At 69.2% G+C, this 20,415-nt stretch carries 17 protein-coding genes and 1 pseudogene; 10 read left to right on the top strand and 8 right to left on the bottom strand.

Annotated features, from left to right (window positions below):
- Positions 1 to 40: 40 nt before the first annotated feature.
- Both O7620_RS26505 and O7620_RS26510 read right to left on the bottom strand, forming a co-directional pair.
- Positions 41 to 769 carry an AraC family transcriptional regulator gene (locus tag O7620_RS26505; protein ID WP_278125814.1) on the bottom strand — a complete coding sequence of 243 codons (729 nt, stop codon included), beginning with the start codon at positions 767 to 769 and terminating at the stop codon, positions 41 to 43.
- Between the two features lie 12 nt (positions 770 to 781).
- On the bottom strand, positions 782 to 1,219 hold the full coding sequence (locus O7620_RS26510) for a MarR family transcriptional regulator (RefSeq protein ID WP_278125816.1): 438 nt from the start codon (positions 1,217 to 1,219) through the stop codon (positions 782 to 784).
- Between the two features lie 55 nt (positions 1,220 to 1,274).
- Here O7620_RS26510 and O7620_RS26515 point away from each other — a divergent pair, with 55 nt between their 5' ends.
- Complete coding sequence (locus O7620_RS26515; protein ID WP_278125818.1) at positions 1,275 to 1,769, top strand: SDR family NAD(P)-dependent oxidoreductase; 495 nt, start codon at positions 1,275 to 1,277, stop codon at positions 1,767 to 1,769.
- Positions 1,770 to 1,856: 87 nt separating this feature from the next.
- Positions 1,857 to 2,276 (top strand): cupin domain-containing protein, encoded by a 420-nt coding sequence (locus tag O7620_RS26520; RefSeq protein WP_278125820.1) that lies wholly within the window; start codon positions 1,857 to 1,859, stop codon positions 2,274 to 2,276.
- Between the two features lie 154 nt (positions 2,277 to 2,430).
- Here O7620_RS26520 and O7620_RS26525 read toward each other — a convergent pair whose 3' ends face one another.
- Positions 2,431 to 3,264: an alpha/beta hydrolase gene (locus O7620_RS26525; protein ID WP_278125822.1), complete on the bottom strand. Its 834-nt coding sequence runs from the start codon at positions 3,262 to 3,264 to the stop codon at positions 2,431 to 2,433.
- A gap of 265 nt (positions 3,265 to 3,529) precedes the next feature.
- Between O7620_RS26525 and O7620_RS26530 the strand changes: the two genes are divergently transcribed.
- The gene (locus O7620_RS26530; protein ID WP_278125823.1) at positions 3,530 to 4,369 is read left to right on the top strand and encodes an ATP-binding cassette domain-containing protein; all 840 of its coding nucleotides are present in this window, start codon (positions 3,530 to 3,532) and stop codon (positions 4,367 to 4,369) included.
- Between the two features lie 40 nt (positions 4,370 to 4,409).
- The gene (locus O7620_RS26535) at positions 4,410 to 4,643 is read left to right on the top strand and encodes a DUF3455 domain-containing protein (RefSeq protein ID WP_278127158.1); all 234 of its coding nucleotides are present in this window, start codon (positions 4,410 to 4,412) and stop codon (positions 4,641 to 4,643) included.
- Between the two features lie 51 nt (positions 4,644 to 4,694).
- Here the strand turns inward: O7620_RS26535 and O7620_RS26540 are convergent, their stop codons facing one another.
- Positions 4,695 to 5,924: a GH25 family lysozyme gene (locus O7620_RS26540; RefSeq protein WP_278125824.1), complete on the bottom strand. Its 1,230-nt coding sequence runs from the start codon at positions 5,922 to 5,924 to the stop codon at positions 4,695 to 4,697.
- Positions 5,925 to 6,287: 363 nt separating this feature from the next.
- On the opposite strand from O7620_RS26540, the gene O7620_RS26545 reads away from it, so the two are divergent.
- The 4 genes and pseudogenes from O7620_RS26545 to O7620_RS26560 all read left to right on the top strand — a co-directional run bounded on the left by O7620_RS26545 (position 6,288) and on the right by O7620_RS26560 (position 8,385).
- Positions 6,288 to 6,782: an alcohol dehydrogenase catalytic domain-containing protein gene (locus O7620_RS26545; RefSeq protein ID WP_278125826.1), complete on the top strand. Its 495-nt coding sequence runs from the start codon at positions 6,288 to 6,290 to the stop codon at positions 6,780 to 6,782.
- Positions 6,783 to 6,792: 10 nt separating this feature from the next.
- Positions 6,793 to 6,978 (top strand): annotated as a pseudogene (locus tag O7620_RS26550) (DJ-1/PfpI family protein); the annotation flags it as partial.
- Positions 6,979 to 6,987: 9 nt separating this feature from the next.
- Complete coding sequence (locus tag O7620_RS26555; protein WP_151492897.1) at positions 6,988 to 7,323, top strand: putative quinol monooxygenase; 336 nt, start codon at positions 6,988 to 6,990, stop codon at positions 7,321 to 7,323.
- Between the two features lie 66 nt (positions 7,324 to 7,389).
- Positions 7,390 to 8,385: an ABC transporter permease gene (locus O7620_RS26560; RefSeq protein WP_151492896.1), complete on the top strand. Its 996-nt coding sequence runs from the start codon at positions 7,390 to 7,392 to the stop codon at positions 8,383 to 8,385.
- An 890-nt stretch (positions 8,386 to 9,275) separates the two neighbouring features.
- Here the strand turns inward: O7620_RS26560 and O7620_RS26565 are convergent.
- The 4 genes from O7620_RS26565 to O7620_RS26580 all read right to left on the bottom strand — a co-directional run bounded on the left by O7620_RS26565 (position 9,276) and on the right by O7620_RS26580 (position 16,888).
- A complete protein-coding gene (locus O7620_RS26565) occupies positions 9,276 to 10,658 on the bottom strand; it encodes a non-reducing end alpha-L-arabinofuranosidase family hydrolase (protein WP_278125830.1) in 1,383 nt (460 codons plus the stop codon).
- Between the two features lie 308 nt (positions 10,659 to 10,966).
- A complete protein-coding gene (locus O7620_RS26570; protein WP_278125831.1) occupies positions 10,967 to 13,372 on the bottom strand; it encodes a hypothetical protein in 2,406 nt (801 codons plus the stop codon).
- A 140-nt stretch (positions 13,373 to 13,512) separates the two neighbouring features.
- Positions 13,513 to 16,068 carry a hypothetical protein gene (locus tag O7620_RS26575; RefSeq protein ID WP_278125833.1) on the bottom strand — a complete coding sequence of 852 codons (2,556 nt, stop codon included), beginning with the start codon at positions 16,066 to 16,068 and terminating at the stop codon, positions 13,513 to 13,515.
- A 157-nt stretch (positions 16,069 to 16,225) separates the two neighbouring features.
- Positions 16,226 to 16,888, bottom strand: coding sequence for a hypothetical protein (locus tag O7620_RS26580; RefSeq protein ID WP_278125835.1), 663 nt, complete (start codon positions 16,886 to 16,888; stop codon positions 16,226 to 16,228).
- 128 nt (positions 16,889 to 17,016) lie between these two features.
- Between O7620_RS26580 and O7620_RS26585 the strand changes: the two genes are divergently transcribed.
- Both O7620_RS26585 and O7620_RS26590 read left to right on the top strand, forming a co-directional pair.
- A complete protein-coding gene (locus O7620_RS26585) occupies positions 17,017 to 18,282 on the top strand; it encodes a HupE/UreJ family protein (RefSeq protein WP_278125836.1) in 1,266 nt (421 codons plus the stop codon).
- Between the two features lie 144 nt (positions 18,283 to 18,426).
- Positions 18,427 to 20,400, top strand: coding sequence for a metallophosphoesterase family protein (locus O7620_RS26590; protein WP_278125837.1), 1,974 nt, complete (start codon positions 18,427 to 18,429; stop codon positions 20,398 to 20,400).
- The last annotated feature ends 15 nt before the right edge of the window (positions 20,401 to 20,415 follow it).

Consider the following 20,415-nt stretch of genomic DNA (forward strand, 5'->3'; position numbering starts at 1 on the left):
GGTCGCGGACGGCCGGCCAGGGCTGGCTGGCAGACGGACGCTAGCTGCCGGGCCCAGGGTGGGTCTTGTACAGGAACGACAACGCGGCACAGTGGTCCGCCTGCAGCTCGCGTGCGGTGCACCCGACGTAGCGACGCAGCGCGTGCGCGAGGTGGGCTTGGTCGAAGTACCCCAACGTCTCGACGACTGCGCGCCAGTCACGGCCGTCGCGCAGCATGGTGGCTGCGGCGTTCGCGCGGTCGATCTGCCGTACGGCGGTTTGCGATAGTCCGATGATCGCTCGGTAGCGACGCTGCCGGGTTCGCTCGGTCGGGCCGGCTTCGGGATGCTCGGCGATGTGCTCCTCGTCCCCGAGATGCGATCGCACCAGCAGACCCGCGTCCTGCAATCGCCGGACGAAGTGCTCGACGTTCTCGAACGTCGGCGCCTCCCAGCTGTCGCCGCCGATGACGATCCGGCCCGATTCCGTCACTGGGAGCGGCACGTACCCATCGACGATCGAGGCTGCGGGATGCGGCCGAAGAACCGCGCCGAATGCGAATCGGACCCCGAGGAACTCGGTGCCCGGCGGGACGGGTGCCGTAGTCGCCCTCGTTTCCGGCCCGCGCAGGCTGGCGAGTAGGCGTCCCTGCGCCCGCGAGAGGATCAGCTGCCAGCAGGTGCGTGCCGCGGACGTCATCGTCTCCTCCGCGTCGGAGCGGGTGCGCCACACGCGGTCGACGAGGCTCACGCCCATCTCGGTGTCGCGATGCTCGAACCGCAGGGCCACGGCCTCCTCCAGCTACTTTTCGCCGGGCTGGGCTTCGGCGAGGCGCTCGATGCTGCGCCAGAACTCTCCGTGCTCCGGCGTGCGGGCGAGGAGCACCGTCCGGACGGAGGCGGCATGGGCGATTCGAGCTGAGGCCGTCGCCGTCCGGCCGCGGTCGGTGGCCTCCACCGTGGAGGTGGTCGGCGTCGCGGTTCGGATGATCAGTCCGCGCTCCTCCATCCGGGCCAGTTGCCGTGACAGCCGGCTACGCGACCACCCGAGTTGGTCGGCCAGATCCTGCTGGCGCGGCGGTGCCGCCGCCTCGACCGTGCGGGTTAGCACAGCGAAGTCGGCCGTCGACAGCCCGGTCGAGGCGGTGATCGCCTGCCCGACGCGGGCCCACACCTCGTCCGTCGCGCGCTTCCACAGGTCCCATCGGCGCATTTCGTCGAGGGTCAGCAGATCAGCCATGAGGGCGAGCCTAGTCCGTGTTTACATGGAATCACGAGTCCGATAGCGTGTTTACATGGCAACACGATCGAACGTCCTCATCACCGGCGGAAGTCAGGGCATCGGGCTGGCACTGGCCCAGCGCTACGCACGCGACGGCGCGCGGGTGATGGTGACCGGCCGGCATGCGGCCACTCTCGATCGCGCCGCCCGCGCCCACCTCGGACTGGAGACCTTCGTCAGCGACATCTCCGACCCGGCCTCGCGGATCGAGCTGGCCGAACACGTTGTCAGGGTCATGCCCGACGTCGACGTTTTGATCAACAACGCCGGCATCCAGCGTCGCGTGCCTCTGGCTGCCGACACCGCGCCGTGGACGGAGCGGGCCCGCGAGGTGGAGATCCTCCTCGGCGCCCCGGTCCACCTCAACGACCTGCTGATTCCGGTCCTGCTGGCCCACGGCCGACCCGCCACGATCGCCAACGTCACATCGGGTGGCGCATTCGTCCCGCAGCCCTTCGCGCCGCTCTACAGCGCGGCCAAGGCCGCCCTGCACAGCTACACCTGGTGACCGGGTCATCGGCTTCCTGCCGATGACGGGGACCGGAGCGGCCGCGGAGTACGTGATCGCGGCCCCGCCACGACGTACATCTCGTTGGTGGGCAACACCTACGGAATGCTGATCACCGGTGAGCAGACCAACGGGCGGTACTGCCTGATCGACATGCGCGTCCCCGACGGCGGTGGGCCGCCGCCGCACCGCCACGACTTCGAGGAGATGTTCACGATCCTCGAGGGCGAGATCGAGTTCACCTTCCGCGGCGAGCGGCACCTCGTCCGGGCCGGCTCCACCGTCAACATCCCGGCGAACGCGCCGCACAACTTCCGCAACGTCTCGGGCGCACCGGCGCGGATGCTCTGCATGTGCACCCCCGCCGGGCAGGACGAGTACTTCACCCGCATCGGCGACGTCGTCGCGAGCAGCGACGCGCCGCCGCCCCAGCTGTCGCCGGACGAGCAGGCGGAACGCCGCCGCGCGGCGGACCTGGCCTCGACCTACCGCAGCGAGTTCCTGTAGCCGCACGCCGGGCCACCCGGTCGGATCCCTGCGGGGCGGGGCGGCGATCGAGTAGGCGACCAGCCCACCGAGGGCGAGTGCCGCAGCCCTCAGCGCGGCGGCCCGCTCTCGGGCGGCTGGCCCTGCCACGTCGCGGTCGCTCCTCGGCGCCCGCCTAGGCGCGGACGCCGGCCAGGAACGGCAGGACCACGGCGAGGGTCTGCTGGGGGAACTGGACGTGCGGGTAGTGACCCGCGCCGTCGATCATCTCCAGGCGGCCGAGGCCGGTCGGCAGGCCGGCGACGATCGCCTCGCCCTCGGCCTGCGGTGCGGCCCAGTCGGGGTCGAGGGTGCCCTGCACGATCAGCGTCGGGCGGGTGACGTTCGCCAGCTGCTCACCGGCGTCGGCGGGAGATGTCGTGCCCATGTTCTGCAGGACCTTCATGCGGCCCGGCTCGTTCAGCATCGCGGTGATCTGCTGCAGGCGGGCGTCCCAGTCCGAGGACTTCGGGCCCGGGTAGGCGAGGTCGAGGTACCTGGCCCACTGCTTGGTGCTGCCGAGCAGGGTGGTGGCCATCAGGGCGGTCATGCCGCGGCGGTGGGCGGCCACGCGCAGGTCACCGAGCTTCACCTGCTGCTTGCGGGTGAAGGGCGCGAGCTCGACCAGCGCGGTGACCAGTTCCGGCGCCTTCGCCGCGGCGATGGTGACCGCACCGCCGGAGATGGAGTGGCCGACGAGCACGGCCGGCCCGCCGAGGTGCCGCACCAGGGCGATCAGGTCTCCGGCGATCGCGGTACGGGTGTAGGACGCCCACCCGACGCTGGACTCACCGTGCCCGCGCAGGTCCGTCGCGGCGACCCGGTAACCGGCCTGCACCAGGGCGGGGGTGAGGAACCGGTACGCCTCGCGGCTGTCACCCATGCCGTGGGCGAGCACCACCAGCGGCCCGGTGGCGCCGGTCACCTCGTAGGCGATCGTCCCGCCGTCGACGCTCAGGAACTCAGTCACGACGTCCTCCAGGAAGCTTGTTAGCGCCTTGGCTTAGGTGCTTAGCTGAAAAGCTATCATACTTAGCTTTGGTGTCAACCTCGGAGGCACCTGACGCCGACGGCAACCGGGTCTCCGTCCGCCGCGACCTCGGCGAGCCGGGCCGACGCCCGCCGGGTCCACATCCCGAGCATCGCCTCGGCCATCACGCCGGGTCTGTGGCACTGTGCAGGTGGATCATCAAGCAATCGCGGGGGCCCGGCCCTCGCCGTACCGAGAGAAGGCCATGCTCCTCAGGACCGCCGAGACACACCCGCCGTCGCCCGTCGTCGAACTGAGTGACGTGACGTTCCGGCGGGATGGCAGGCAGATCCTGCACGGCATCGACCTCACGGTGCGCGAAGGTGAGCACTGGGCCCTGCTCGGCCCGAACGGCGCGGGCAAGAGCACACTGCTGGGATTCTGCGGCGCGCTCACCCACCCGACCTCGGGAACCGTGCGGATCCTCGGTCAGCAACTCGGCCGCGTCGACCTGCAACAACTGCGCAGGGCGATCGGTCACGTGAACCCCCGCCATCCGCTGCGGTCACCCCTGACCATCCGTGAGGTGGTGCTGACCGGCATCGTCGGATCGGTCGACCTACCGCCGCGCTGGCAACCGACCCGGGACGACCGTGCCCGGGCGGATTCCCTGCTGGGCATGTTCGGGCTGGTCGACAGGGCCGACGAACGCTGGCCCACCCTCTCGCAGGGCGAGCGGGGTCGTGCCCTGATCGTCCGGGCGCTCATCAGCCGGCCGCGACTGCTGCTGCTGGACGAACCCTCGACCGGTCTCGACGTCGCCGCCCGGGAGCAGTTGCTCGAGACCATCGACCTGCTCCGCCAGACCCACCCCCGTCTCGCCTCGATCATGGTCACCCACCACCTCGAGGAACTTCCGGCGACGACCACCCACGCGATGCTGATCAGCGGCGGCAGCGTGGTCGCCGCCGGTCCGGCCGGCGGGACGGTCACGACCGCCCAGGTGTCGGCGGCCTTCGCGCACCCCATCGAGGTACGCCACGAGGACGGGCGCTGGGCGGCCCGCGCCGGGTCCGTCCGACGGTTGGCCGCCGCCACCGGCTGAACCCATTTCCGGTACGCCTTCGGGGTGAACGGTCGATCAGATATGGCGCAGGTTTGATCGCCGTCCGGATTCCGCCAGCCCGCGCGCGGGGACGATCCCGGAGTTGCTGCTGACGGTGGACAGCCACACCGGCACCGGCCTGCTCGGCAATGTGGCGTACATCAGTCGGCTCCTGACCTCGGGCGGCGCGGCCCCGACGGGCGCCTGCACGGACGGTGCCACGACGTCCGTGCCGTACGGCGCGGTCTACGTCTTCTGGGCGGCGAAGCGGTGACAGACCGCTGCCCGGCACCCCGGTACGGGGGGTGCCGGGCAGCGGCGGTGCTCAGAGGGCGAAGCGGTCGAACTTCTCCCAGGTGCTGATCGACGTCCGGTTGGCGATGAGCGGCTTGGTGCCCTTGCTCTCCGCCACCACGTATCTGCCGTTGGCCGCGGCGCGCAGGCTGATCGTGCCGTCCGCGTTGTTGATGATGGTGAACTTCTCCCAGGTGCTGACCTTGGTCCGGTTGGCGATCAGCGGCTTCGCGCCCTTGCTCTCCGCCGTCACGTACCGACCGTTGGACCGTGAGCGGAGCGCGACGTAGCCGCCGCCCGCACTGATCACGTCGAACTGCTCCCACCGGGCAACGGTGGTGCGGTTGGGGATCAGCGGCCTGGCGCCACCGCTCTCGGCCACCACGTACCGCCGGTTGGCCCGTGAGCGGAGGGCGACGGGGGGCACGGCCACCGGAGCGCCGGTGAGCCGGGTGAGAGACGCATAGCTGCCGTTGAAGACGTTCTGGCTGTAGTTGCCGGGCTTGCTCGGGTTGCCGGCGGCGTACTGCCAGATCGTCTCCGAGGTCCAACCCGCCGGCAGCGGCGGGCGAGCGCTGGTGTAGCCGGCGATGTCCAACGGGTTGGCGCCGAACGACGCGTTCTTACCCGTGCAGGGGTTCCAGTAGTTGGTGTTCGTGTAGATCATCACGGGCCGGCCGATGCGTGCCTTGACCTGGTCGGTGAAGGACCTGATCCAGTTCGACATCTCGGTCGGGGTCAGCCCGTAACAGGTGGGCGCGCCGCTCCAGTAGGGCCACTCGATGTCGACCATCGGCACGAGGGTCTGGCCGTCCTTCGTGAACGTGGCGCTGTCGACGAAGAAGTTGGCTTCGGCGATCGGGTCGCGCTTGTCCGGACGGGCGAAATGGTAGGCGCCGACGAGCAGACCCGCGTCCTTGGCCGCCGCGTAGTCCTCGGCGAAGTACGGATTGAGGTACGTCCGGCCTTCCGTCGCCTTGACGTAGGCGAACTTGACGCCGCTGGCCGCGACCGTCGGCCAGTTGATCGGGCCGAGGTTGTGGTCGTGGCTGGAGACGTCGATGCCCCGGACCGAGTAACCCGCCGGCATCGCGGCGCTTGTGGCCATCGCGCCGCTGCGCGCGCCCGGAGCGACGCCGGCGTTCGCTCGGCCACCACCGTCGACGGACGGGTCCGCGGCCTGCGCCGGCTGCGTCACACCGAGCGCCGCACCGGCCGCGAGGCCGGCGGACATCAGCACACAGAGCAATCTTCTAGGCATGGTGAGGTGGAATTCTCCTTGATCGCGAGGTCGAGGTGACCGTCGGCGCGGTGGGCGGAACCCGCAACGCCTCGTGCGCCGCGCCAACGGGGCACGGCTGGCTGACTCCATCGAGTGGGTTCGCAGAGTATTCCTTGTTGACGGAGGGTCGCGCTGCCCCGGTGGACCGAAATCACATCATCGGCAGGACGTGTCGAGCCGTACGGTCGAAATCAACTCCGCGTAAAGTTCCGATTCATATCATGGAGAATTTCTTCCGATTCTTATTGGTTCAACAACGCTGACTCTGTTGTTTCGACCACCCTGCAAGGGGTATCCACGCCTTCGCTGAATGCCTGACTGGATGGTGAGTTGGGGGTATTGATGAAGGCAGTTGTCTACCATGGCACGGGCGACATCAGAGTAGATGATGTTCCCGAGCCAAAAATTGAACAGCCGACCGACGCTGTCGTGCGGGTGACGACGGCGGCGATCTGCGGCACCGACCTGCACTTCATCCGCGGCACGATGTCCGAAATGGAGCCCGGTCGTATTCTCGGCCATGAGGGCGTCGGCGTGGTCGAGGAGGTGGGCTCGCAGGTCAGCAACTTCAAGCCGGGCGATCGCGTACTCATCTCCGCGGTTCTCGGTTGTGGCTCCTGCTCCTACTGCCGGCGCGGCTACTTCGCGCAGTGCGACGACATCAACCCCTACGGCCCGCGATCCGGTACGGCATCGGCGCCGACTGCGCGGTGGACGCCGTCGGGGTGGACGCGGAGAGCGCCAAGTCGGGGCCCGCCTCCGGGGGTGCGCACGACGCCGCACAGCAGAACCGCGACGAGCAGCGGGACATCTCCCCCGACGCCAACCAGGACGTGACCGACGGCCGGTGGACGCGCGTGGCCGGACGATGACGTCCTGGCCGTCGCTGCGTACCGACCTGGTCAACGCCGGCGCGACGTGGGTCGACCAGGAGGTCGTCGTCGACGACAACCTGGTGACCAGCCGGAAGCCCGACGACATTCCCGCCTTCAACCCGAAGGTGATCGACCTGTTCGCCGCGCGAGCACGATAAGGGGAGAGCATGCTGATCATCACCGCGAGGTTCCGGGTACGGCCCGAGGACGCGGAGCAGTGGCCGGAGACGGTAGCCGCCCTCACCCGCGCGACCCGCGCCGAGGCCGGGTGTCTGTGGTTCGACTGGTCGCGCAGCGTCGACGACCCGAACGAGTACATCCTCATCGAGTCCTACCGGGATGAGGCGGCGATGCAGGCACATTTGCAGTCGGACCACTTTCGGCAGGCTCAGCGGGATCTGCCACCACGCCTGGCCGAGACGGTGCAGACCGTCCGGGCCACCATCGCGCAGGACGGCTGGACCCCGTTCCCGGACCTCGCCGTGCCGGCGGGAAACAGCTAGCGAACCGGGGCGGGAGCCGGATCGCTCCCGCCCCGCGTCGGCACCTGCGGCAACAATGGAGGACTCTTGACGAAGAACACGGCTGACGGGGAGCACAAACCCGGCGAGATTCGCACCGTACTGACCGTTGTCGCCGTCGGGATCGTGCTGGCCGTGACCTTCGTGGCCTCGTACACCCTGGCGTTGGACCGCCCGCCGCCGGACCGCATTCCCGCGGCGCTCGTGGGTGGCGAGACGAGCGACGGGGCGATCGCGCAGCAACTGAAGTCGAGCATGCGTGACGCGCTCGAATATCGCAGCTACCCGACCGCCGAAGCGGCCGAGCATGCCATCGAGCGGCAACAGGTCTACGCGGCCCTGATCGCTGAGCCGGGCAACTCCCGGCTGCTGGTCGCCAGCGCCGCCGGCAACTCCCTCGCGCAGATGCTGCGCAACGCCGCTCTGAAGCTGGACGAGCAGGGCGGGCGGAGACTGGTCGTCACCGACGTCCGGCCATTGCCCGACACCGACCGCTCAGGTCTGGCCGCCTTCTACGCGATGATCGCCGCGACCCTCCTCGGCTTTCTCACCGCCCTGCAACTGCGGATCAATGTCGGCCGACTACCCCTGCGGACCTGGCTCTCCATCCTCGCCGGTCTCACCGTCGTCGGCGGTCTCGCGCTGGCCGTCGCCGTGGGCCCGATCCTCGGGGCGTTGCCCGTACCCCTGCCCGCCCTCTGGGGCACGCTGGCGGCCCAGATCGCCGTCACCAGCCTCTTCGGCACGCTGATGGTGATCCTCATCGGGCGATGGGCTGTCGTCCCGACGTGGTTGATCTTCATCGCGATCGGTAACGCGGCATCGGGTGGTGCCGTGGCGACCGCCCTCCTCCCGCAGCCGTACCGGACCATCAGCGACATCCACCCCAACGGCTGCGTCATCGCGCTGCTGCAGACCACGTCGTACTTCCCCGAGGCGGTGGGCCTACGACCCGTGCTCGTCGAGGCGGCGTGGCTCGTCGGCCTGCTCGGGCTCGTCCTGCTCAGCGCGAGATTGGTGCGCAACGGCCCACGGTGGAAGTGACAGAGCCGGCTGCACCCGCCCGCACCCTCGGCGGTCGTTGCGTGGACCAGCGGAGTGGACGTCAGCCCTGAGGCTGAAGCTCGACCTTCAACCAGCCCTTACGGCGGTGGTCGAAGGCCTCGTACGCCTCGATGACGTCGGTGATGGGCTCGTCCTGCGTGACGATCTTCGTGGGTCGAGCCGACCGGCCAGGATGTGATCGAAGATCACCTGCACGTAGCGACGGTGGTTGCAGATGCCCATTCGGATGGTGAGGTTCTTGTTGATCGCCGTGCCAATGGGGTATGAGGTGATCGTCGGAGGGTAGACACCCACGATCGCGATGGTGCCCACCTTCGCGGCGCACTCCAACACCTGGGCGGGGTTGTCGCCGGCAGCCCAGTGGTCGCCGCTTCGGATGGCGTCTGGCGTGGCCGTCTTCCGAACCTGGGCCATGGCAGCCGCATCGTCCTTCCCGGGGACGCCCGGCCCCTGCTGCGGGTGCTGGGCGTCGATACCGACCCCTCGTCGAACCCACTGAACGTGCCGCGCACAAAGTGCAGGTCCGTTCCGCAGATGGCCGACCCGGTCAACCGCACGATCGCGTCTGTCGGAGCCTGCAGACTCGGCTCCGGAACATCCTCAAGGCGGATGTCTCCCACAGCATGGAATACCACGGCCTTCATGCATCAACCTCTCTAGGTGCGCCCGCTGACCCGGACGAATTACGCATTGTTTCGAGATCAACCCACTCCTCCTTGCGGTTAGCAACCTTTTCGGTAGATATGTGCCAGGACGTTGAGAGCGGGTACGGGGGTGCGGCCCGGGGCGATCGGACCGGGGTACGTATCGCCGCACGCGACGACAGGGCGGGCCCGGTGGTGTGCCGGGCCCGCCCCGTCGTGGTGGTGTCAGCGTTGCAGGGTGAGGAGGCCGGGTCGGTAGGGCAGGAGGCCGTAGTCTCCGCCGGAGTTGGGGGATCGGCCTTGGTAGAGCAGTTGGAGGTTGCAGGGGTCGACGGTGAAGGTTTGGTCGGCGTTGGTGCGGATGAGTTCGCCGTGGCTGATGTCGTTGGTCCAGGTGGCGCCGCTGTTGGCTTTGCCGGCGAAGGGGTTGTTTTCGGTGGCGGCTTGGGGGGTCCAGGTGCCGCCGAGGCTGGTGGCGGTGAAGGAGCGGAAGTAGCGGCCTTGGGAGCCGATGGCTTCGACGAGCATGAGGTAGCGGGTTTGGCCTTGGAGTTTGTAGACCTGGACGGCTTCGAAGAGGTTGTTGGTGGTGTCGCTCATGATGGTGGTGTAGGTGGAGCCGAAGTTGCCGGGGAAGTTGCCGATGGGCATGCTGGCGCGGTAGATCTTGCCGTTGTCGCCGGCGAAGAAGAGGTACATGGTGGTGCTGTCGGCGATGAGGGTCTGGTCGATGGGGCCGGTGCCGGAGCCGGTGATGCTGCCGGTGAAGAGGGTTTGGGCGGCGGACCAGCCGTTGGGGTTGGTGGGGTCGGTGGAGGTGCGGTAGGAGAAGGCGGTGCCGCCCCACTGGTAGGCCAGGACCCAGATGTTGCGGGGGGCGAAGTAGAACAGGGTGGGTGCGACGGTGGCGGAGTTCATGGTGTTCTGGCTGGCGGAGGCCATCTCGGACCAGTTCGTGAACAGCCCGAAGTTCATCGATCCCCATCGGGTGCCGGTGTCGTGGGTGGTGGCGTAGACGAGTTGTCGGCCGTTGTAGGGCGCGACGGTGAAGTCCTTGAGTGACACCCAGCCGGACTTCGGGTTGGCCAGCACACCGGTCGAGGACCAGCGGTACGTCGACGGCAGGTCACACGTCGTGGGCGGCGGTGTGGTCGGTGGCGGGGTCGTCGGTGGCGGGGTGGTCGGCGTCGTGCCACCGTTACAGGTCACCCCGTTCAGCGCGAAACTCGTCGGCGCCGGGTTGCTGCTCGTCCACGACCCGTTGAACCCGAACGACACCGTGCCGTTGGTGGGGACGGAATTGTTGTAACTCACGTTCCTCGCGGTCACTGCCGAACCGCTCTGCGTCAGCGACGTGTTCCACGCCTGGGTGACCGTCTGCCCCGCGCCGTACGACCATGTCAACGTCCAACTGGTCAGCGGATCGCCCAGGTTGGTGATCGTCACGTTGGCGCCGAACCCACCCTGCCACTGTGACGACACGGCGTAGTCCACCGAACAGCCTGCGGCTGCGGCACCGGCGGGCATCGCCACGACGGCCGTCGCCGACGCCAGCAACGCGACGCCGGCCGACACCAGGCCGACATTTCTCGCTCTGAATATGGTCATCGAGCACCCTCCTGACGGGACGGCGGCCTCCACATTCGTGGCAATCATTGTTAGGTGAGCGTTAACAGCCGCGTCAGGTATGTTACGGGAGCGCTCCCACGCCATCAAGGTTGTCTATATGTTGCGACCGTGGGCCAGCCCCTCGCTGAACCGGCCGCGCATCCCGACGGGATGCGCGGCCGGCTCCGGTCGTCAGCGGTTGGTCATGCGGTTGGGCGGCGCGGGTCCGGCCACGGCGTGCTCGGGGGCACGATCGGCCGGCGCGGAGGCCGCTCGGCGCTGCCCGGGGCGACCGCCGCCGTGGCAGCCTAGGTGGCGACGGCCTCGGTGTAGCCGTCCCGGCTGGCCGTCACCGTCACGGTGAGCCGCTTCCAGAGCAGCGTCTGAGGAATCTTGAACGTCGCGCTGGTCGCGCCGGTGACCGGGACGCCGTCGGCCGACCACTGGTACCGGTAGGTCGTCGTTGCGGGCGTCCACTCGCCCGGCTGGGCGGTGACGGTCCCTCCGACCACCGCGGCGCCGGTGATCGTCGGCGGATTGATCATGCGGATCGCCAGGGGTGGGTTGATCGTGAAGGCGTTCGCCAGGACGACCGGCTCGCCGGCGCCGTACGGATACACCGTCAGGCTGGCCTTGCCGGCCGGCGCGGACCCGAGGTTCACGTCCACCGTCATCGACGTGCCGTCCGCCGAGACCGTCTTCACCGTCGCGGTCAGCGGCTCCCCCGAGGCGGGAGTCACCTGGACCCGGTCCTTCGGGTGCAACCCGGTGCCGCTGATGGTGACCGTCCGGACGGCGCCCGGAGGTACGACCGCCGGCGCCACCGAGGTGACCGTCGCGGAGCCGACCTCGACCAGGAAGATGTACTGCGTACCCGAGGAGCGGGTGCCGCTGGCCGTCACGCTGCGAACGGTCAGGTAGTGCCGGCCAGCCTCCTGCGGTGTCCAGGCCAACGTCGCGGTGCCGTCGGCCTTCGCGGCGAGCGTGGTGTACGACCCGAAGTTGATCGAATACTCGTAGGCGGTCGTGCCCGGCAGCCGGGGCGTGAAGCTGAAGGTGCCCGGGGCCAGCCGGCCGCTGCCGGTGGTGGGGAAGTCGGTCGAGGTGACCCGGGGCCCGTCCAGTACGGACCAGGACGTGCCGCCCTCGTCGGTCTGCACGCCGTTGGCGTTACGGGCGACGACGGTGACGTAGGTGTAGCCACCCTTGGTCGGCGTGTAGGTGAAGGTGGCGCTGCCGTCGGCGGCCGGCTTGACGACCTGCTTGGTGGCCTCGTCGCGGTTGAGCGTCGCCACGTACTCGGTGACGTTCGCCATCTGGGTGCGGGCCGTGAAGGTGGCCGCCGTGCCCACGTCGGTGCCGCCGGTGCGGGTCACCGTCGGTGCCGCCCCGTTGACCGAGATGGAGGTCCAGCGCGGCTCGGACAGGGTGCCGTCGGCGCTGCGGCTCTGGATTCGCAGGCCGATGACGCTGGTCTGCTTGGCGATCCAGGTGAGATCGGCGGTGCCGTCCGCCCGGGCCGGGATCGTGATCTTCTCGATCGGCGGTGGGAACAGCCCGGAGTGTTCGGCCCAGTAGACGTAGGCCCGCACCTGCGGCGACCGGGGCGCGAGGTGGAAGCTGAGCGACGAGCCGATCGTGACGTTCCGGTCGACGTCGCCGGTGAGCCTCGGGCCGTTGTCGACGGTGAACTCGTACGCGCGGTCGGCGTGCGCCGTGCCGTCACGGGTGACGCTGTGGACGTAGAGGGTCTGCCGGCCGGCGCGGGTCGGAGCGATCATCGTCGTCGCCGTTCCGTCGGCCGCCGCCGGCACCGTCCCCGACGGGCCGCCCCCGTCGATCCGCCACGCGAACGACGCCGTGTCGGCGACGTTGGAGCGCAGCTCGAACGCGCCGGCCACCCCGATGTTGTAGTCCAGGTTCGGCGTTCCCTCCGGGTACGCGGAGGAGAAGATCGACGGGCGGGTCTCCCGGACGTAGAACACGTAGTGGGTCTGCTCGGAGTAGTTGCCGGCCCGGTCGATCGCATAGACCGCTACGGAGTGGTAGCCCGCCGCCCGTGGCGTCCACTCGACCGTCGCCGGACCGCCGAGCCGGTCGGCGTCCGCCGTGGCCGGAGGAATCTGCTCGCTCCGTTCGCTCTCGTAGAACTCGTAGCGGTAGCGGACGGTGCCGGCGCTGGCCGAGGTGAAGGTGAACGTGCCGGGGACGCCGATCGCGCCGTTGGCACTGCCCCAGTCGCCGGACGGGTACACGGCGGAGGCGACGGTCGGTGCCGGGCCGCCGGTGCGGTCGACCGTGTAGTAGCACGTCCCGCTCCACGGCGTCGCCGTCGCGCCGTCGAGGACGCGGACCCGCCAGGCGTACGTGACGCCGTCGAGCTGCCGCGAGTCGTCCTCGAGCTGGATGTAGACCTCGTCGTTGCGCTCGCCCACGCCGGTGAGCCACTGCTGCGGTTGCTCGGGGGTGGTGATGTCCCAGACCTGGAAGTCGGCCTGCAACTCGGCACCCTCGTCTGCGCCGGTGAGGGTGCCCTTCAGCACGACGGCGCGGGCGTCGTTGAGTCTGTCCGGGCTCAGGTACGGCCCCGGTGCGGTGGTGGTGCAGGGCTGGTCGGCGGTCTTGAGGTCGGTCGGCGCCGACAGCGCTGCGGCGGCCGGAGTGGCCGCGAGGCCCACCGCCGCCGTCAGGCCGAGCGCCGATGCCGCGATCACCGCCGTTATCCGGCGACGAGCACGCGAAGGTGTACGCACGTTGGTCTCCCCATGATGAAACGGGTGTCAGGGGCCACCCGCGACAAGAGGATCCCACGCAGGTGCGACTCAGATGGACCCGTCGCGCGGGCGGCGGGCGGTCAACCAGAGATCGTCGGGAGCACGGCCGTTCGGCGCGGGTCCGGCCACGGCGTACCGGGGGGCACGATGGGCCGGCGGGGTGGCCGCTCGCCGCTGGCGACCACGACGGCAGCCGAGGTGGCGGCGGTCGTGGTGTAGCGGTCTCGGGCGGCGCGCACCTCGACGGTGAGCCGCTGCCCGAGCAGCGCCAGCGGGATCCGGTACGTCGGGTTGATCGCGCCCCTGATCTCCACACCGTTCGCGAACCACTGGTACGAGTGGTACTCCGCGGCGGGCACCCACTCGCCCGAGTCCGCGGTGACGGTGGATCCCACCGTCACCGCGCCACTGATCGTGGGCGGCTTGACCGATTGCAGCTGCGGGGGCGGGCCGATCGTGAACGCGTTGGCCAGGACCACCGGCTGGAGCAGCCCGTACGGGTGCAGGGTGAGGCTGGCCGGACCGACCGGCGTCAGGCTGAGGTCCACCTGGGCGGTCAGCGTTGTCCGGTCCGCCGAGACCGTCATCACCCAGGCGGTGATCGGCAGACTGCCGACGGGGGTCACCTGGATCTTGTCCTGCGGATGCAGCCAGGTGCCGCGGACGGTGATCGTCCGGAGGTCACCCGCCGGCACCGTGGCCGGAGCAGCCGAGGTGACCGTGGTGGCCTCGATGCTGATCGCGAAGCGGTAGGACATGATCGCCGAGGGGAATCCCACGGCTTTGAGGCGGCGGACGTTCAGGCGGTAGGCGCCGTCCGCCGGTGGCGTCCAGGTCAGCGTCGCGGTGCCGTCGGGCCCGGCGGGCATCCTGACGTACGGCTGGCTGTTCATCGAATACTCGTAGCCGACCGTGTCGGGCAGGTAGGAGCTGAAGGTGAACGTGCCGGTGGCGAGACGGCCGCCGCCGGTCGTCGGGAAGTCGGTCGAGGTGACCTGCGGCTCGTCCGTCGTCGTCCAGACCTCGCTCCCCCTCTCGGTCTGCACTCCGGCGGCGTTACGAGCGACGACGATGACGTAGTTGTGGCCGATCTCCATCGTGGTGAAGCTGAAGGTGACCTTGCCGTTGGTGGCCGGCCTGAGGATCTGCCGGGTGCTCTCGTCGCCGTTCAGCGTCGCCACGTACTCGACGATGTCCGCCATCGTGCTGCGGGCGGTGAAGGTGGACGAGGTGCCGGCCGCGGTGCTGCCGCTGCGGGTCACCTCCGGCCTCGCCCCGTCGATCGACAGGTTCAGCCATCGTGGCGTGGACAGGGTGCCGTCCGCGCTCCGGCTCTGGATCCGCAGGCCGTCGATGCCGGTCTCGGTGGCGGTCCAGACGAGGTCGGCGGTGCCGTCGGGGCGAGCCGGAACGGTGGTCTTCACGACGGGTCGTTCCTCGATGCTGGAGTACTCCGGCCAGTACAGGTACGCCTCGACCTGCGGTGCGCGCGGTGCGAGGTGCAGGGTGAGCGAGGAGCCGATCGTCACCTCGCCACGCGTGTCGCCGGTGAGAACGGGGGCGTTGTCGACGGTGAACCGGTAGGCGCGGGGCGCGTGTGCCGTGCCGTCGCGGGTGACGCTGTGGGCGTACAGGGTCTGCGGGCCACCACGGGTTGGGGCGATCATGGCCGTCGCCTTACCGCTGGCGTTCGCGGGCACGGTGCCCGAGGGCCCGTCCCCGTCGATCCGCCACGCGAAGTACGCGGTGTCGGCGACCGTGGCGGTCAACTCGAACGCGCCGGGCACGCCCACGTTGTAGTCCGGGTTCGGCGACAGCCCCGGATACGCGGCCGAGAAGACCGAGGGGCGGGTCTCCTTGACGTAGAACACGTGAGCTGTCTGCTCAGACCTGTTTCCGGCCCGGTCGATGGCGTAGACGATGAGTGCGTGGTGCCAGCTCGACTGTGGCGTGAATCCAACGGTCGCCGGCCCACCCAGCCCCGCGGCCGCCACGCTGGACTCGGTGTACTCGCCGGGCAGCTCCGCCGAGTAGAACTGGTAGAGGTAGCTGACGGTGTCGGCGGAGGCCGAGGTCAGGGTGAACGTACCGGGGACACCGATCGCGCCGGTGGCGCTGCTCAGGTTCGAGGCGGGGTATTCGGCGGAGGTGACCGACGGTGCCGGGCCTCCGCTGCGGTCGACCGTGAAATGGCAGGTGTCGCTCCAGGGTGAGGCTTCCGCGCCGTCGAGGACACGCACCCGCCAGGCGTACGTGACGCCGTCGAGCTGCCGCGAGTCGTCGTCGAGTTGAACATAGGGCGTGTTGTTCTCCTCGCCCATCTCGACGAGCCACTGCTGCGGACGCCCCGGGTCGGCGACGTCCCACACCTGGAAGTCCGCCTGCGATCCGCTCTGGGTCGTACGGCTGTAGGTGCCCTGTAGTGCGACGGCTCCGGCCATGTTGAGGCGTTCCGGGCTCAGGTACGGCCCGGGGGCGGCGGCCGCACACGGCTGGCCGGCGGTCCTGAGGTCGGTCGGGGCGACCGCTGCCGCGGAGGCCGTGGCGGCCGTGAGCCCCACGGCCGAGCCGCAGGCGAGCGCCACGGCGACGCCCAGCGCGACGACGCGACGGTGAGTGCGCGAAGCGGTACGCAACCTCTGCCTCCCCTATGGAAGATCGCCGGAATCGGCCGACAGAGGATCGCACGTCGTCTCGACGGGCGGTGACCCGATCCTGCCTCGACACCCACCCGCGCGGTCGGGTGACCCGAGGGTCCGGTGCGCAGGCCGCCAGCCTCCGCACCGGGTCTCGTCAGAGCCAGATGACGATCCCGGTCAGGTCGGTGAGGACCGCCGCCACGCCCGCCCGGATGGCGGCCCCGCACCGCTCGGTCGTGAACGAGGCCGCGTCGTACGTCGAGGACATCCCGAGCCCTTCGCCACGAAACGACGCGCCGTCCCAGTCGACCGCCGTGACGTTGTGGGTGGGTTCGGCCAGCTCGGCACCCACCACCAGGAACTGCTCGTCCAGGTGGTTCGGGGTGACCAGCGCGAGCGGGTCGATGAGGTCGTTGCCCGCGCTGACGATGAGATCCGGGCCCATCTCCATCGCCTTGGCGATGCTGGGTACGGCGTCGTGCGCGTTGCCGACGACGATCGTCCTGAGGTGGACGTGTTCGTCACCGGCCCAGTCGTTGACGGCCGCCACGAGCGCCTTGGTCGGGGCGTCGTCACCGGCGGTGAGCAGTACGACCCGGTAGTCCTCGGACGGATGGACGCCGAGCCACGAGCCGGGCTGCGGCGTGATGGTCGCCTCCGGGGCGGGCCTGGCGGAGGGGTCGACGAATCCTGGGCCGAGAGTGCCGACGGCGCTGGGCGCGGGATGCGGTTGTGACCAGTCGTCGCCGGAGTTGCAGGCGGCGACGAGCGCGGCGGTCGCGGCCAGCAGGGCGACGGCCCGGAGCGGGGGACGCAAGGTGATCGTCCTTTCGAACGGCGAACGGGGTGTGCTGCTCGCATTCCTATCCCAGTTCCGGTCACCGGCAATGCGCGGGCGGTCGCTCCGGCAATTTGTTCTCCGGCGGTTCGTCGACGGGCGGGCTGGTGTTCACCCTCGGCGTGCAGCGTGCACTGGCCAACCGAGGGGGCCGGATGTTCGCGCACGTACGCCGTACCGTTGTCGTCATCATTGTCGGGATCGCTGCGGCGGTAATCCCGTTTCTGGGTGTCGGCCCGGCGTACGCGCACGGTTTCTCATCGACCGTGTACGCGAAAATCGCCGCCGGAGACGAGGGTCACATACGCACGGCACTGGAGCTTGAATACGACCTTCTGATCGTCTCCGCCGCCGATGCCGGTGACGACGACCCGCTCTTCCGGACGGGAACGGCGGCTTTCGAGGCGGGCGACCCCGCCGCGCAGGCCGCCGCGTTGAAGGGCCACGCGTCGACTGTCCTGCGGTATGTCTCCGACCGCTTCTCGGTGACCTCCCGGGGTGGCACCTGCCAGTCGACGCAGGTGGGCGACGCGACGGTCGGCGAGCGCGAGGGCGTGCCGTACGCGAACCTGCTGCTCGACTGGACCTGCCCCGAGCGCGTCGACGAGCACGAGGTGCGCAGTGGTCTCTTCCCGGACGACGAGGCCTACGTCAAGGGCACCAAGACGATCGTGACCTACGAGATCGACGGCCGATCGGGCAGCGCGGCGCTCGACGCGGCGAATCCCTCGTTCTCGACCGGCCAGGCGTGGTACGAGCGGTTCGGCGAGTTCTTCCTGCTGGGTGCCGAGCATCTGTTGTCTGGTATCGACCACATTCTGTTCCTGCTGGCGCTCATCGCGGGGTCGCGGCGGCTCCGGGAGATCGTGCTCGCGGCGACCAGCTTCACCCTGGCGCACTCGGTGACGTTCATGCTCGCCGCGCTCGGGCTGGTCGAGGTGCCGGCGGTGGTCGTGGAGCCGGTCATCGCACTGTCGATCGCCGTGGTCGCGGGGTGGCACCTGTGGGGCATCTGGCGGCGCGGTGACCACGCGACCGACCTGGAGACGGCCGGGCACGGTCACTTCAGCCTGGACCGCTCGGGCTGGATCCGTCTCGGAGTGGTGTTCTGCTTCGGCCTCGTGCACGGCCTGGGTTTCGCGGGCGCGCTGGGCATTGACGAGGCGTGGTCGTGGACCCTGCTCTGGTCGCTGCTGGTGTTCAACGTCGGCATCGAGGTCGTCCAGTTGACGATTATCGCCATCGTCTTCCCGCTCCTGATCGTGCTGCGTCGTCGCGCGCCAAAAGCCGGCCTGTGGGCGACCGGTGCTGTTTCTGGCGTCGTGTCCATCATGGGCCTGATCTGGTTTGTTCAGCGCCTCGCCGGATCCTGAGTACGGCTAACTACTTCGCGAAGTGCAGCCGCTCGCAAGATCGCGTTCATGACGGGTTCATCGGCCGGCGACAGCTTGGATTTGCTTCCCCAGCGTCGGGAGAAGGCACAATCCATTTCTCTATTTGAAAAGAGAACAATGTCGATGACATTGAGCACCTCGACACGGGCCTCCCGGCTCGTGCGGCGGCGCGTTCTCGCCGGGGTCGTAGCCGGATTCCTGGGAATGGGCGCGGCCCTCGGTAGCGGTCTGACGACCGCCGCCAGTGCTGCCGACCCGACCACGGTGTCCGGCATCGTCCTCGGCGTCGGCGCCAACGAGACCCAGCGCATCGTGAGCTGGTACTCCTCGGCCGACACCGCGCAGAAGATCCAGCTCGCCCCGACCGCCGAGATCGTCAACGGCGAGTTCCCGGCCGGCGCCGTCAGCTTCGACGCCGTTGGCGCGGCGAACACCTCCACCACCGGCTTCAACCGGCACGCCACGATCAGCAACCTGCGCGAGAACACGGCGTACTCCTACCGGGTCGGTGCCGACGGCAACTGGTCCCCGACCTACGCCTTCAAGACGCAGGACTTCGAGGGCGACTACGACTTCCTGTTCTTCGGTGACCCGCAGATCGGCTCCTCCGGTGACCGGCTGAAGGACCAGGCCGGCTGGGAGGAGACCCTGAAGGTCGCCACCGGGGCCAACCCGAACGCCGAGCTGCTGGTGTCCGCCGGTGACCACGTCGAGAGCGCCAACGACGAGGGTCAGTGGACGTCATTCCTGGCTCCCGAGCAGCTGAGCCAGTACCCGCTCGTGGCCACCATCGGTAACCACGACGTCGGCGGCAAGTCCTACGAGCAGCACCACTTCACCCCGAACACCGACCGCTCGGCCCAGTACTACAGCGGGGACCAGGCGACCCGGTCCGGTGGTGACTACTGGTTCATCCACAAGGATGTGCTGTTCATCGACCTGAACAGCAACAGCTACGTCAACCCGGCGGATGGTTCCGCCGGCGGCGACGCGGCGCACGTCGCGTACGTCACCGACGTCATCAACAAGCACGGCTCCGAGGCCAAGTGGAAGGTGCTGGTCTACCACCACTCCATCTACTCGCCGGCCAGCCACGCGACCGACAGCGACAACAAGCAGCGGCGGGAGGACTTCACCACGGCGTTCTCCAACCTCGGCGTCGACATGGTGCTGCAGGGTCACGACCACAGCTACTCCCGCAGCTACTCCATCAAGAACGGCCAGAAGGAGAACCCGGCCGAGCAGCCGGGTGCGCCCGAGGTGTACCCCGGCCCGGGTGGCGTCATCTACGTGACGGCGAACTCGGCCTCCGGCTCGAAGTACTACGACATCAAGAAGCCGGACGACACCGGCACCGGCATCCGTGGCAACGGTCCGGACCCGCTGGACCCGGGCAAGTACTGGTACAACTCGTCGCAGAACCAGGAGCACGTCCGCAGCTACGTCAAGGTGCAGGTGCGCGGCGACAAGCTGGTCCTGGCCAACGTCCGCAGCGGCACCTGCGCGGCGCCGAACGCGGCCGTCGAGAAGGGCCTCTCCTGCGTGAACACGCCGGACGGCCAGCCGGTCGGCTCGATCACCGACAAGGTGACGGTGCACCCGTACCACGGCGACGGCCAGTCCATCCAGGTCAACGTGCCGAACCCGGCTCCGGGCGAGTTCGGCTGGACGATCGACGGCTACAACGGCCTGGTCGACCTTGGTACCGCGCAGGAGCGCAACGGCACCTACTTCCAGGCGAACGGCAAGATCAACCCGATCCTCGTGTCGGACAGCCGCCGCTCGCTCGCCCCGTGGTCGATCTCGGCCAGCGTCGGCGACTTCTCCGACGCCGACAAGACGTTCTCCGGCTCCTACCTGGGCTGGACCCCGTACGTGCTCGACGGCGGCGCGGGCGCCGAGGCCGGTGCTCCGGTCCTGTCGTCCTTCGACGACCAGGGCAAGGGCCTCTCGGTCTCCAGTGGCCTCGGTGCGGCTGTGCAGGGTCACCCCCGGGGCGGCGCCAAGCTCGGTGCCGACCTGGACCTGAAGATCCCGGACAGCATCGCGAAGGGCAGCTACCGCACCACCCTCACGATCACTGCGCTGAGCAGCTGACCTGAGGGGTTCCAC

Origin of the sequence: Micromonospora sp. WMMD710, assembly GCF_029626045.1 — a bacterium.
Classification (GTDB): domain Bacteria; phylum Actinomycetota; class Actinomycetes; order Mycobacteriales; family Micromonosporaceae; genus Micromonospora.

Coding starts and splice junctions, on each gene's coding strand:
- O7620_RS26510 (WP_278125816.1), bottom strand. CDS start 1,219: ATGGCTGATCTGCTGACCCTCGACGAAATGCGCCGATGGGACCTGTGG.
- O7620_RS26515 (WP_278125818.1), top strand. CDS start 1,275: ATGGCAACACGATCGAACGTCCTCATCACCGGCGGAAGTCAGGGCATC.
- O7620_RS26530 (WP_278125823.1), top strand. CDS start 3,530: ATGCTCCTCAGGACCGCCGAGACACACCCGCCGTCGCCCGTCGTCGAA.
- O7620_RS26540 (WP_278125824.1), bottom strand. CDS start 5,924: ATGCCTAGAAGATTGCTCTGTGTGCTGATGTCCGCCGGCCTCGCGGCC.
- O7620_RS26545 (WP_278125826.1), top strand. CDS start 6,288: ATGAAGGCAGTTGTCTACCATGGCACGGGCGACATCAGAGTAGATGAT.
- O7620_RS26555 (WP_151492897.1), top strand. CDS start 6,988: ATGCTGATCATCACCGCGAGGTTCCGGGTACGGCCCGAGGACGCGGAG.
- O7620_RS26565 (WP_278125830.1), bottom strand. CDS start 10,658: ATGACCATATTCAGAGCGAGAAATGTCGGCCTGGTGTCGGCCGGCGTC.
- O7620_RS26590 (WP_278125837.1), top strand. CDS start 18,427: ATGACATTGAGCACCTCGACACGGGCCTCCCGGCTCGTGCGGCGGCGC.